At 47.5% G+C, this 14,236-nt stretch carries 10 protein-coding genes; 6 read left to right on the plus strand and 4 right to left on the minus strand.

The window, feature by feature from the left end:
- Positions 1 to 72 precede the first annotated feature (72 nt).
- Positions 73 to 3,144 (minus strand): transglycosylase domain-containing protein, encoded by a 3,072-nt coding sequence (locus GOU96_RS10705; protein ID WP_057557594.1) that lies wholly within the window; start codon positions 3,142 to 3,144, stop codon positions 73 to 75.
- A gap of 375 nt (positions 3,145 to 3,519) precedes the next feature.
- Between GOU96_RS10705 and carR the strand changes: the two genes are divergently transcribed.
- From carR to GOU96_RS10725, 4 genes are all read left to right on the plus strand, one after another.
- On the plus strand, positions 3,520 to 4,224 hold the full coding sequence (carR, locus tag GOU96_RS10710; RefSeq protein ID WP_000070849.1) for a response regulator transcription factor CarR: 705 nt from the start codon (positions 3,520 to 3,522) through the stop codon (positions 4,222 to 4,224).
- 25 nt (positions 4,225 to 4,249) lie between these two features.
- Positions 4,250 to 5,572 (plus strand): histidine kinase CarS, encoded by a 1,323-nt coding sequence (carS, locus tag GOU96_RS10715; protein WP_267781711.1) that lies wholly within the window; start codon positions 4,250 to 4,252, stop codon positions 5,570 to 5,572.
- 212 nt (positions 5,573 to 5,784) lie between these two features.
- The gene (ompV, locus tag GOU96_RS10720; protein ID WP_000717059.1) at positions 5,785 to 6,558 is read left to right on the plus strand and encodes an outer membrane protein OmpV; all 774 of its coding nucleotides are present in this window, start codon (positions 5,785 to 5,787) and stop codon (positions 6,556 to 6,558) included.
- Between the two features lie 97 nt (positions 6,559 to 6,655).
- Positions 6,656 to 7,576: a VirK/YbjX family protein gene (locus GOU96_RS10725; RefSeq protein WP_001069575.1), complete on the plus strand. Its 921-nt coding sequence runs from the start codon at positions 6,656 to 6,658 to the stop codon at positions 7,574 to 7,576.
- A 27-nt stretch (positions 7,577 to 7,603) separates the two neighbouring features.
- Here GOU96_RS10725 and GOU96_RS10730 read toward each other — a convergent pair whose 3' ends face one another.
- The 3 genes from GOU96_RS10730 to GOU96_RS10740 are packed head-to-tail and all read right to left on the minus strand — an operon-like array spanning position 7,604 to position 10,820.
- Entirely contained in the window at positions 7,604 to 8,080 is a 477-nt protein-coding gene (locus GOU96_RS10730; RefSeq protein WP_000413403.1) for a response regulator, read from the minus strand.
- Positions 8,049 to 9,398: a sensor histidine kinase gene (locus tag GOU96_RS10735; protein ID WP_000067024.1), complete on the minus strand. Its 1,350-nt coding sequence runs from the start codon at positions 9,396 to 9,398 to the stop codon at positions 8,049 to 8,051. The genes GOU96_RS10730 and GOU96_RS10735 overlap by 32 nt, the downstream gene beginning before the upstream one ends.
- A 9-nt stretch (positions 9,399 to 9,407) precedes the next feature.
- Positions 9,408 to 10,820, minus strand: a complete 1,413-nt coding sequence (locus GOU96_RS10740; protein ID WP_175248316.1) for an SLC13 family permease — start codon at positions 10,818 to 10,820, stop codon at positions 9,408 to 9,410.
- 384 nt (positions 10,821 to 11,204) lie between these two features.
- Here GOU96_RS10740 and GOU96_RS10745 point away from each other — a divergent pair, with 384 nt between their 5' ends.
- Together GOU96_RS10745 and alr are read left to right on the plus strand one after the other, a co-directional pair.
- Entirely contained in the window at positions 11,205 to 12,836 is a 1,632-nt protein-coding gene (locus GOU96_RS10745; RefSeq protein ID WP_000478916.1) for a methyl-accepting chemotaxis protein, read from the plus strand.
- A gap of 111 nt (positions 12,837 to 12,947) precedes the next feature.
- Positions 12,948 to 14,171, plus strand: coding sequence for an alanine racemase (alr, locus tag GOU96_RS10750; RefSeq protein ID WP_000545507.1), 1,224 nt, complete (start codon positions 12,948 to 12,950; stop codon positions 14,169 to 14,171).
- Positions 14,172 to 14,236 lie beyond the last annotated feature (65 nt).

Genomic DNA, 14,236 nt, shown 5'->3' on the forward strand with positions numbered 1-14,236 from the left:
GCGGCTTCAAGCCAGCAAGGCATAAACGATTAAGGCAGGAAATCTCCTGCCTTAGTCTTATTGTGCTTATATTTACTGTGTGCTTGAGGGGGTCATCGTAGGTCGGCACTCTTGCTCATTCGTTGCCAGATAAGGCGATAAAATCGGTGCCATACCTTTCAATACCTGCACTGGAAGTGCCGAGGTAAAGGTAAATTTCTCTGAATCACTTCCCGCAACATACGCGGTTAAGGTTCCAAAGTGATTATCACCCAAATAGAACACAAAGGTGGCAGTTCGGTTACGCGCTAGAGATTGCACAACAGTACCAGCGCGGTTGACCGTTTGTAAGCGGTTATCGCCCGTTCCGGTTTTACCACCCAATACTATCGGCGTACCATCCGGCAGTTTAAACACGCCAGAGATCCGTCTGGCTGTACCACTGTCCACCACCTGAGATAACGCACCGCGCAACGCTCTTGCGACTTCGACAGGCAAGACACGCACGCCTTGAGTTTCAACAGGCGTGAACTCGGTTTCAAACGGAGTATCTTGCGCAAAATGCAGATGGTTAATCCGTTTCGTCGGCACACGTACACCATCGTTTAAAATAATACCCATTAATTCAGACAAGGCGGCAGGCCTATCACCCGAGCTACCCAGTGCAGTAGCAAGAGAAGGCACAAGGTGATCAAACGGGTAACCTAAGCGTTGCCAACTTTGGTGAATATCCGTAAAGGCTTCTACTTCCAACATGGTGCGCACTCGGCTGTCACGGGCATTACGGTGACGTGTTTTAAACAACCAGCTGTACACTTCTTGGCGTTTATCACTGCTGGCCGCAACGGCATCACTAAAGGATGCCTGATGGTGTTCATTGAGATACCCCAATAGCCACAGTTCAAGCGGGTGTACACGAGCGATATAACCTTGATCGGGCAGTGAATATTTACCACGTCCATACTTGTTATACAGTTTCTCAAGCTGTTTATCGGTGAGCTTATCACGCGTAATAGGCGGTAATTTATCATCCATAAAGCGCACAAACTCGCTAACAGATGCCTCTGGCAATAGGTAACGATGTACAGCCGCTAAGCGGTCGGCACTCGGTTTTAAACCTTCGAGCAGCGTCGCCATACGCTCGTCTGTCGTTTTGTCTTTGTATTTGCGCCAGAAGCGAAGCAGATATGCTCTACCCTCTTTATCCGCAAACTGACGCAGGTATTCCATGCGGCGCGGATCTTTATCATCCTTCATCAATTGAGCTCGATACCCTTCACTGTACAGGGTGTAGCGCTCAATATCTTTCATCAGCCGCACGAAAGGCAGGTTTATCGACTCACGCAATGCATCACGCATCGTCACGATACGTTCATCATCTTCTTTACGGAAGTTATTGAAGGTATGGATACCTCCACCGGTAAAAAAGCGCTCTTTCGGGCTTGCAGAATACTCACGATCCAATGCCGCTTCTAGCATAGTCGCCAAATCGCGTTTTGGACTCGTCAGTAACCATTCCAATGACCAGACGCTCAAAGTATCTTGTGCCTCTACCAGATGGCGGCGAAGTTCCATTACCGACAAGTCATGATATTTACTGTGCAGTTTGGCGATAATCTCAAGATAAGTCGTTAATACACGCAGCTTAGCGGTAGAGCCCAACTCCAACTTACTGCCTTCATTGAGGTCGAACGGTTGGTTAGTGTTGTCGGTTTGCACACGCACTTTGAAACCTTCATCCGTTCGTTCAAACAGTGTGAAGCTGTAACGCACATCCGCCGTTTTTTCTGCCGCCAATAAACGGAAACCAAGAATGCCCACTTGCGCTGCGTACTCAGGATTCGCCAATTTCTGCAAATAACGAGTGACTTCACTTTGTAATTCAAAGTTCAGCGTGGTTGAGGCGCTAAGATCCATTCGGTCAAGATCATACAAACTCACCCCAAGCTGACGGCTTAAATGGGTACGTGCCGCCAGTAAACCTTTATTGGTATTAATTCGAGTCACCGCAGGTTGACGCACAAAATCACGGAACTGCAATGTTGCGTTCAGTGCCGCATCCATTAATGATTTTGAAATCATCTTTTCACGGTAGAAAAGTCGTATGTGACTGTCGGTTAAGGCATTTAAATCAGGACGACCCGATACGGCTAGGTAGTATGACGGGCGACGATGAGCAATCATCAGCGCAACAACCTGACGCAATGCCAAACCTTGTTCGGCGAGATCGACAGACTGATTGAGTCGAGTATCCAGCAGTTGATTGACACGCTCTGGATCCGCTGCAAACCATACCCACAAACCATCACCTAAACCATGCACTTCACCATAACCGGGCGCAGCCGACAGCGGCACTGAGTTCAAATAAGCCCACACCACCAACTTACGCGCCTCTAGGGTATTGGCCCCAAGTCGATAAGCACGTACACTCGCCGAAACCATTTGGCGGATTTTCTCTTGTGGGCTGTAAGTCAACCCATCTTCTGAGTGACGGTATTTCTCAACTTGAGTCGCCAACGTACTTCCGCCCGCCGATTGCCCATCCAAATCGAGCGCTTTACCGACCTGAGTCAAAGCCGCTTTAAAAAAGCGTGGCCAATCTACAGCAGGGTTCACCAGCGGATTTTTATCGCTCAACAAATCGCGGTTTTCGATGAACAATAGCGACTGCACAATCAAATCAGGGATCGCGTTAAAGTCTGCATAGTGGTTGCCGGGATAACGGAATTGATAAACGGGTTCAGTACGGCAATCAAATAAGGTAAGTCCAGCTTGCACTTTTTCCGTGTAAGGCACATACAGTCCATATTGCGCATAACGCTGAAGCTCATCGGAAAAACGCACTTGCTGGCGAATTGTAAAACCACGCTGCAATAGACGCTCTTGAATATTCGGTAGCGCCACATAACCTAAACGCTGGTCGAAAGGCCCGTAACTCGGGAACGCGATTTTGTCACTGGCTCCCGGCTCAACTTGATAGGTCAACCCAGCCGCATAACGACTGATTTCACGCGATTGCAGTGTTGAGGTTTCCATTTCATGGAACAGAGCGGCACCACCTGCTGTACCAATAAGCAGTACCGCAATTAGCCAGTATCGAGGTTTGTTTTTTTGTGCGCGTCGACGCTTTTTTAACACGCGGCGAGGAATTGAGTCAGAAGCCACTTAGTTGAATCCGTTTAATCACTGAGAGTGTAGCCATAAAGCAACAAGAAGAACTCATCGATAACCGATGATAATAGTGTAGAAGTGTAGAGAAGTTACTGAGTTTAGCGAACAGCATTTTCTTATCTGGTTAAAATCGTACCTGATGTATTTTTCGAACACTATGCATGGCGCACATCATTGCATAATGCCGATCGTGTGAACAGTACCTATGAAAAGAAAAAATACTCGTCGTGCCACATATACAGAACTCTATTTTGATAAACATTCCGTTTTCTGACAGAAACAAACAGAAATATTCGTTTTACTGATGATATTTTCAGTTAGTATTGGACGTTTGTTCCTTGATGGATAAACCGTAAATACGAGGTCCCCATGTCTAACCAACCCAGTCTCTACATTATCGAAGACGACACTAAACTTCGCGAAATGTTGGCCGAGTACATGACCAATCAAGGTTTCCAAGTAACCACTTTTGCGACTGGCGAAACCGCTCCCGAACAAATTCTGCTTAATCAGCCTGATCTGGTTCTGCTCGATCTTATGCTACCTGGCGAAAATGGCCTGACAATTTGTAGACAGATCCGTGCACAATTTCTCGGTAAGATTCTCATGCTTACCGCCAGTGATGATGATTTTGACCATGTTGCGGCCCTTGAAATGGGTGCCGATGACTTCGTCAACAAGCCAATAAAACCCAGAGTGCTTTTGGCGCGGATCCGCATGCTGATGCGCCGAGAAGAGCGAACCGCCGCCAGTGCCGATGCTACCCATTTATTGCAATTTGGCGGTCTTTTACTTAACCAAAGCCGACGCCACTGCGAATTGGATGGAGAAGTGATCAACTTATCGGATAGTGAATTCGATCTGCTGTGGCTCTTAGCTTCAGCGGCGGATCAAGTTGTATCACGCGAGTTTTTGACCAAATCACTTCGGGGGATTGAGTATGATGGGCTAGATCGGACAGTCGACAACAAAATTGTCACTTTACGTAAAAAGCTATGTGATGACTCTAGCACGCCGAAACGGATCATTACGGTACGCGGTAAGGGATATTTATTTGTGCCTGACACTTGGTAAACCTACGTTGATTTAAAGGAAACCTATGCGCCGCATTTACATCGAGTCACTTGTCTCACTGATCGTGCTGTTTTTTGGCAGCTTGGTCAGCTATAGCTTTATTGTCTATGAATTAGATACCGACTATGACTACGTACTGGAAGATTATCAGGCAGAAGCCTTACAGACTTTATTAAGTCAAATTCGTCAGTTAGACAGTCCAGAAGCGGCGAAAACCGCACTGCGTGGCTATGCCGAACATATCCACAAAACGGTCGACTTACTACCACTCACCGAATTACCACCAGAAGTACAACAGCACTTTTCGAGTGAGGCAGCGCATTCTCCTATTTTCCACGATGATGACCGTAATTTATGGCTTCAGTTGGACTCCAACGAGCAAATTTATCTCCTCAAACCCGACAGCCACTCCCCTGTCTATCAAGCCATAGATCGCGCCGATAACCTATTGTTTGTCTTTATGTTAGGTGGGTTTGCTCTCTATTGTATGTTCTTAATTTGGTTTTTGAGTCGCCGGCTACGTGAGTTGGAGCGGGTCACTCACGATTTCGCAAATGGTAATTTGCAAGCGCGAGCGAGTACTAAAAGCAGTAAAAGCGTGGGTAAGCTCAATCATAGCTTTAACATGATGGCCGATAAAATCTCTCACCTGATCCTCAGTAACAAAGCGCTCACCAACGCCATCGCACATGATTTACGCACCCCGATCTTCCGTATCCAGTGGCAAGCTGAAGTGTTAGCCGAAAGCCAGTTGAATGCAAAACAGCAACAGCAAGTTGCGAGCATTATTGAGGACACGGAGGAAATGGAAACCATGGTGGATGAACTGCTGTATTACGCCAAACTAGAACATCCAGAAAGCGACATCCAGAGTCAGCATTTAGAAGTTAATCAGTGGCTTGCCGACTTTATTGACGAGCAAAGCCATAAAAGCAGTTTACAAATACAGTACCTCCCTTCTCTGCAACCCTTAATGCTGGATGCCGACCCTCAATTGCTCGCAAGGGCATTGGTTAACCTCATCCGTAATGCAGAAAAGTACGCAGGTGATCGTCTACTGATTGAAGCGAGTACCGTTGACGCTAAGCTCTGCATCGCCATACACGACAATGGACCGGGGATTGAAGAGCAACATTGGCCGCATATCTTCGATGCCTTTTACAGCACTGACTCGTCACGCAACAAAGCGCAGTCAGGTTTTGGTCTTGGGCTTGCCATCGTTAAGCAGATCATGGTGCGTCACCAAGGTGAAGTCACGTTGACCAAGAGTCCATTGGGCGGAGCTTGTTTCTCGCTATGGCTACCTCTATACCACAACAAACTGGAGTTGCCAGTAAACAAGCAGTGAGTTGATCCCCATGAGCATCAATAGACGATGCGATTGGGGTAAACCCTCGCGACCCGCACATGATTTCAGCTTCAATTAGAAAAGATAAGTAGGCAGGGATAAGCCGCTCTGACAAAAGTCAGACATAACCATACAAACTATTGATATTGTCCTCGCTAGCGATTTTGTACAGTGTTCACATCCAAACATAAGCTCTTAACTGGAAGGACATAATGAAAAAGATCGCACTATTTATCACAGCATCACTTATCGCAGGCAATGCTCTAGCTGCCCAAACTTACATTCGTAACGGCAATATCTATACCCACGAAGGTCAATGGGCTGCGGAAGTGGGTGCTTTTGGCAGTACTGACCTACTCAAGGATCAAGACAAATCTTACGGTGCTTTACTGAACTTTGGTTACCACGGTGAAGATTTCAACGCTGATCTTTCAGGCCTCAACTACCGCTTCTTTGGCAACACAGGCGATATCGTGAATCTAGGCACTTATCTGACTGGCAGCGGCGTTGCTTATGACCAAGATTCAGCAAACAGTGTCAAAGGCATGGACAAGCGCAAAGCCACGGTTGACCTAGGTTTAAACGCCGATATCGCGCTGGGTGACGGTACGGTATCAACCTACTTCCAACACGATATTCTTAATGAGAACAAAGGCTACAAAACGGGCGTTAACTACTTCCATATCATCGATTTGGGTGTCGCTGACTTAGTACCTTTTGCTGGTATCAGTTACCAGAGTTCGGATTACAACAACTACTATTTCGGTGTAAAAGACAAAGAAGCAACCGCGCAGCGTAAAGCCTACCATGCGGGTGGCGACTTCTCTTACAACCTAGGTTACAAATTGGTTTACCCAATTAATGACCGTTGGGAAATCACCCAAACCAGTGCTTACACTCGTTTAGGCTCTGATATCGCTCATTCACCCATCGTCGACAGCGCAAACCAGTGGCTCGTTGGTGCAACCGTCGCTTACCACTTCTAGTCGGTTACCACTTCTAAACGATACCGCCTTCAGACAGGAGCTCCTCCTGTCTGATTTTTCTGCTTGAACTGCCCTGCGCTACCGAAATGGCTTTGATATGAACCCACGCATTGATTATTTAAAAAGCTTATCCACTCTCGCTGCTGAAATTTATCCCGATATTCGCGGGGTCAAGAAGCTTCGCTATAACGCTCGTTTCTGTCTGTGGGGGATCTTGATGCCGGATACCTTGGCTCGTATCCAAGATTTACTGAATCAGCCCTCTTTTCATCCGGTTCGCCAACACTATCCACGCACCTTGGAAAAACCGTTGAAACCTTATGTCTGTGTGAAATGGTCACCCCAAGAGCGAGCACAACGGCTGATTGAACATTTTGCATTTCTGGAAAAGCGCCATGCTCAACTGCTTCCGCTCATTTATCGTCATCAAGGCTGGTCGCTGTTTCAACACGAGTTGTTTTCGATTCAGCTCTGCCACGGCCCAGAGCGCGAAGGTTCCCTTGCTCTGGTCTTGCTCAGTCAAGATCACCAACCCCTGTTCACGCTCGCGTTCAATATCAGTGGTCGCAACAAACCTGTGATTCATATTGGCGCCTTGCAAGGCCCGGGACCCAACGTTGAAAATCGCCAAGAGATCATCCGTCAATTAACCCATCAGTTGCATGGATTGCGTCCTAAGGCATTGATTATGGAAGTCCTGCTGATTTTGGCACGCTACTGGAGTGTAGAGAAAGTTTATGGTGTGACTAATGAGGGGCATGTTTATCAAGCGCTGCGTTACATCGGCTCAAAACGCAGTTCGGTACGCTTTCAGTATTCCGAGTTATGGCAAGAAATGGGCGGTGAAGCGATTAACCCTTATTGGCATTCGCTCCCAACGCATCCACCGCGTAAAGACCCTCTCAGCTTGTCGAAAACTAAGCGCCGACTCTATACCAAACGTTATGCTTGGCTGACCGAGCTTGAACAGTCGATTCAAGCTAATTTGCAGCCTTGGGATAACGAGATTCACCACTAAGCTCACCTAACATCGCCTTTCCCGACTTCAACCACGCAGTCGGGAAAGCACAATGGTATTATCCAACTCGCTTTGCCATTCGGTGTAATCTAAACGCTGATCAAACACATAGTGAGTCACTAAACTGCGGACACAATCCACCAAAGTTTTAGCGCTCCACGGTTTGTCAAAGTAGTGATGAATCCCAGCCGTGTTGATGGCATTAATGGTGTCGGTGTGGGTAGCTTGCCCAGTGAGTAAAACCTTTTTAGTGTGTATGAAGCGAGGGTCAGCGCTGATTTCACTGAGCAACTCGACGCCACTTTTGCCCGGCATCACGTGATCAGAAATCACGACCGCCACCCATTCCCCTTGGGCATCAAGGTCATCCATCAGCTCCAAAGCTTCGTCTGCCGATTCGCAGTCTTCAATATTGATCCAGCGGCTCAAGGGCTCTAAATCCTGTAACACCGCACTCAGTACTTCGCGTTGATCATCCACGCAAATGATGTTCAGTTTCTCCATGGTATCCCTCAACTGGTAATTTAATCCTAAAAATGGTTTTGTCCTGATCGCTTTTCACCGCAACGGTTCCGCCATAGCCAGAGACAATACGTTTGACAATCGCCAGCCCCAGCCCAAGCCCAAACGAGAGTCCCTCTTTCTTGGTGGTAAAACTGGGTTGGAAAATCTTACGCCGTGTGGCCTCATCTATTTCTGGTCCATTATTGGCGACCGTCACGTATAGACGCTGGCGAGAACAGCGGGTTTGAATATCAATCGTAGGTTCCGTGGTTTGCGCCATCGCATCACAGGCGTTTTTAATTAAATTGATCCACACCTGTACCCACTCGGTTTGCGAGCCTTTGATGATGGGTAAACTTCCCGGACGCATCCGCACGGACACACGACGTAAGTCACTTTGTAACAGGGCCAAAGCGCGATTGATGGTGCTGTTCAAATCCACTTCTTCATCCAAGCGAATATCCGCTCGACCAAGCTGCTTAACCGATTTGACTATCCCAACCGAATGTTTTGCGGCCAATCGCAAGTCATGCAAATCTCGCCCCATCTGCCAATAACGAATCGCTAAATGCGGATTTTTCAGCCAGTGAGCGGAAAGCTCATTAGCGGGAACCGCGCGGGCTAACTCGCGGGCGATATCTTTGGGTAGCTGATACTGCTTTTCAAACACAGCGCCGCGTTCACGCGCTTCACTGGATGACACTTTCTGCCCAAACAGCAAACCAAAATCAAAAAACTGACTCGCTTCTGGATGCACTTCTTCCAGTAATTCCATAAACAAGGCTTCTAGGCGTTCTGTTTTACTGCTGACCACCCCAATCGCATTGTTGAGCTCATGAGCAATGCCCGCCGCGAGCTGGCCCAGCGTCGTCATCTGCTCAGCAGAATATAGCCGCTCTAAAGCACGTTCTTTGGCAACCGCTTCTTGAGTGGCTCTTCGCTGCCGCTGAGATAACTCAGCCACAATCACAGGCATGAATTGTGTGCTGAGTGAACCATACTGCTCCACATCCTGCACTGGTGTATCACGATCAATCCACGCTAACTCGACCTCACTATCGGCAATCACAGTGGATGACGCCGTCCACAAGCCAGAGAAAAAACTGTGTACCCCAATAAATGCGCCGGAAGCGGCAGAAAATACTTTAATGCGCCGCTCACCTTTTTCCGCAAAATAGCCAGAAACGTGGCCACTTCGTAAATAGTAAAGCCGATCGTTATAACCATTTTGGGCAAGCAAAATTGACCCAGCCGGTAAGGTAATACAGCGATCGGCATGGTTGAAATAGCGCTCAATAACGGCCGCTAAGTTGGACATAACGTTTCCTTAATGGCCGACCATGTTGAGGATCCACACCATCACAAAGCTCATCAGTACCCCCAAAATCCCCAAGATAATGCCCACTTTTGCCATTTGTTGGCTCTGTACATTCCCTGTTGCATGAGCCAGCGCATTCGGTGGCGTACTGATCGGCAATGACATCCCTAAAGACGCCGCAAAAGTGACCACCAGAATCAGCGTAACCTCACCGCCCAAAGGATTGAGTGACGTCATGGATGCCCCAAGCGCGGCCATGATAGGCATCAGCAAGTTAGCGGTTGCGGTGTGTGACATAAAATTCGCCATCAGCAAACAGAGGATGGCCGCACCGAGAATCACGACATAGGGCGAATATTGGTCAAACGGAATACTGTGGACAACCAGTTCTGCCAGACCGGTTTTATCTAAGGCTAAACCTAAAGCAATACCACCGGAAACTAACCACAACACATCCCAAGAGATCATTTTTAAATCTTCTTTGCCAATAATGCCGGTCACCGAAAAGACCGCGACAGGGATTAAGGCGACCGAATAGGAGTTCATACCGTGCAGTGAACCGAGCATCCACAATACAATGGTCGACGCAAATGTGATGTAAACAATGATGGCTTTGGGCGTTTTTAAAAACTTACCTTTGATGGTTAATTCAATGGTTTTCTGCTCAGCGCGATACATAAACTCAATCAGCAGCCAAGCGAGCGCCATTAAAATCACCACGAATGGGATCCCAAATGCCATCCATTCGGCAAACGTAATTAAGTTATCGCCCACCAAATATTTCAACGCGATTGCATTGGGTGGCGTCCCTATGGGAGTACCAATACCTCCAATATTAGCGGCCACCGGAATACAGAGCGCAAACGCCACACGCCCCGGATCTTTAGGGCCAAAAACAGCAATCACTGGCGTTAAAATAGAGAGCATCATGGCCGTAGTAGCCGTGTTCGACATAAACATCGAGAACACCGCAGTGATCATCATTAAACCCAACATCACGTACTTCGGATTATTGCCAAATGGTTTGAGCAGTACGCGGGCTAAGTTGACATCCAGCCGGTATTTGGTTGCGGCCATCGCGAGGAAAAAACCACCTAAAAACAGCATGATAATAGGGTTGGCAAAGGTTGCCATGATTTCAGTTGATTTCAGCAAAGCACCAAATTCGCTTGTCCCCTCGCCCAACCGAAACAAAATGAAGCCTTTATCGGACAGCATCAGCACTTCGAGCACAATGATCACCACCGACGTGGAATAGATAGGAATCGGTTCAAATACCCACAAAAGCGCCGCTAATAGGAAAATCGCGATTACCCTTTGTTGTATAACAGTCAGCCCCTCAAAGGGGAATGCGGTGGCAGGAAGCATCAAGACCAATATGGGGATCAGCAACGGAATAATATATTTAAGATAAGGGCGCATCATATTCACTCTTCCTGAGAATCGATTATGTGTTTGGCGAGGAGCTAGCACGCTATCACCGCGGCAATCGTCATTATTGATGCTTAAAAAAGAAATGTTTGGTGTTAGATCAATGATTAAAGTTTCTTAACTAGGGAATACACAAAAGTGAGTCACAGTTAACAAATCATTCACTGGAAATGTTTCTTAAGGCAGAAAGAATAAAAAGATAAACAAATTTATCTGCGCTTTCTGTGGCATTTGCTAACTTTATTTATAAGGGTCGTCAATTGACAATTGAAATGATAGTATGCGCCGACTTTGGGACATACGTAACTTTGTCGCAGATAAGGATGTTGTTATTCACGCGACTTTGAGTGACATCAATCTAAAGGTAAAACATTCATGTTTCTAAAAAATTTGTCGATAGGCAAAAAAATTGCAGCCTCGTTTTCGGTTATTGCAGTAATTAGCTTAGGATTCGCCATCTATCTGATTTCAGAGCTAGATAAAATCCAATCTGAATTACTCAACTACACCGACGATACCCTACCGGCAATGGAAAATGTCGATGCGATAAAAGACAAGATGTCTTACTGGCGGCGTACCCAATTTGCAGTACTGCCAATGAAAGATGAAACGCAAATTCGCCAAACTATCGAGCGTAATAATCGCATTCAAGCGGAAATCAACGATTCTCTGGTAACTTACGGAAAAACCGTATGGCCGGGCGAGGAAGAGCAAACCTTCAAACGCTTGATGAGTAATTGGAATGCTTACACGGCGGTCACCGATCAATTTAACCAAAAACTGTTGACCCAAGGTGCTGATGACGCTTACCCCATTTTGGTTAACTCACTCAGTACTTTCGAAGCGTTAGAGAGTGATTTCACCCTTCTCATTGGCATTCTGCACCAAGCCATGGATAACAACAAAGCCTATATTCTAAGCTCTGTGAAAACACTCAACTCCACCTCGGTGGTCAGCAATATCGCTATTTTAGCCATCATGGTGCTCATGACTTGGCTGTTAACTCGCCTAATCTGCGGTCCGTTGGCGATTGTGATGAAGCAGTCGAATGCGATTGCCAAAGGCGATCTGTCGCAGACGATGGATCGCTCCTCCATTGGTAACGACGAATTGGGAACCTTGGCCAATGCGTCTGAGCAGATGCAGCAAAACCTCCGTCAACTGATTGATGAAATCATTTCAGCGGTGACTCAGCTTAGTAGCGCAGTAGAAGAGATGACGCAGATCTCTAACCAATCTGCAGATGGTATGAAAGAGCAGCAGTACCAAATCACTCAAGTAGCAACAGCAATGGCGCAAATGAAAGCGGCAGTGGCGGACGTAGCTCGTAACACCGAAGATTCCGCTAGCCAAGCGATGGCAGCCAATCACAAGTCACAAGAAGGGGCTCGTGAAAATGCTTCTATGGTTCGCTCGATCCAACAAGTGGCCGATATTATCGGAGAGGCGGGTCAAACCGTGAGTGAACTTGAGCAGCAATCTAGCCAGATCAACGTTGTGGTTGATGTGATCCGCAGCATTGCCGACCAAACCAACCTTCTCGCGCTCAACGCGGCTATCGAAGCGGCACGTGCCGGTGAATCAGGCCGCGGCTTTGCGGTAGTTGCGGATGAAGTTCGGACTCTGGCGGGTCGTACCCAAGATTCAACCGGTGAAATCACCACGATTATTGAAAAACTGCAAGTCATGGCCAAACAAGCCAAAGATGCGACTGAACGTTCTCGCTCGAGTATCGATAAGTGTGTCGAACAAGGTAACCACTCTCAGTCTTTGATGATCTCTATCGAAGAGTCGATTGCCAATATCGCCGATGTGGGTACACAAATTGCCAGCGCATGTAGTGAACAAGATTCGGTCGCAGATGAACTCAGCCGCAATGTGGAAAACATTCACTTGGCGTCACAAGAAGTCGCGCAGGGTTCACAACAGACAGCCCAAGCTTGTCGTGAACTCACTCAGCTCGCGGTTTCGCTACAAGATACGCTACGCCGATTTAAGATTCGTTAATTTTCACGCCGCCTACAGGGCGGCGTCTTTCTCTATACTTCTTGCGACTTGGAGCAGCCGCTTCTCAGTCGCAAGAAGAATGTTCCATCAATGATAACCACAGGAGATATCATGCATTTTAAAGCCACGCTGCTTTCTCTCTCTATCGCGGCGACTTTGCCTTCTTTCTCTCTCTCTGCTGCGCCATTACACATCGACACCGCTTTACCGGATGCCGCTCAAATTCAGCAAAGTAATTCTTGGCTGGAGATTAGCTTAGGCCAATTCCAAAGCAACATTGAACAATTCAAATCACACATGAGCGCCAACACCAAAATTTGCGCCATCATGAAAGCCGATGCTTACGGTAACGGTATTCGTGGTTTAATGCCGACCATTATCGCGCAAGGCATTCCTTGTGTAGGGGTGGCAAGTAATGCAGAGGCGCGTGCGGTGCGTGAAAGTGGCTTTAAAGGTGAACTGATCCGTGTGCGATCTGCCAGCCTAAGTGAAATGTCCGCGGTACTCGATCTCAATATCGAGGAGCTGATTGGTACCCACCAACAAGCCCTCGATCTGGCGGAGCTTGCCAAACAAAGTGGTAAAACGATCAAAGTCCACATTGCGCTGAATGACGGCGGCATGGGCCGTAACGGCATTGATATGACCACGGAAGCAGGCAAGAAAGAAGCCGTCTCTATTGCGACTCAACCTTCGTTGAGTGTCGTTGGCATTATGACCCACTTCCCGAATTACAATGCGGACGAAGTGCGCGCAAAACTGGCTCAATTCAAAGAGAGCTCAACTTGGCTAATGCAACAAGCCAATTTGAAACGTGAAGAGATCACGCTGCATGTCGCGAACTCTTACACCGCGCTCAATGTGCCAGAAGCACAACTGGACATGGTTCGTCCGGGTGGCGTGTTGTTTGGTGATTTGCCAACCAACCCTGAATACCCATCGATTGTTTCATTCAAAACACGTGTGTCTTCGCTGCACCATGTACCAAAGGGCTCAACTGTGGGTTATGACAGTACTTTTACTACCAGCCGTGACAGTGTGCTGGCGAACCTGCCTGTGGGTTATTCTGATGGTTACCCGCGCAAAATGGGCAATAAAGCCGAAGTACTGATCAATGGACAACGCGCCAAAGTCGTGGGAGTGACCTCGATGAACACGACTGTGGTTGATGTGACCGAGATTAAGGGCGTGCTCCCCGGTCAAGAAGTGGTTCTGTTTGGTCAGCAACAGAAGCAAAGCATCGCGGTCAGTGAGATGGAAAACAACGCTGAGCTGATTTTCCCTGAGTTGTATACGCTGTGGGGAACCAGTAACCCACGTTTCTACGTGAAATAAGCTATACCCAAACCACTTGGAGTTGCAGGTCGGTGGCGAGTGAGTGAGTCCCCATGAGCATAGAT

The organism is Vibrio sp. R-1 (assembly GCF_035615595.1).
Classification (GTDB): Bacteria; Pseudomonadota; Gammaproteobacteria; order Enterobacterales; family Vibrionaceae; genus Vibrio; species Vibrio cholerae.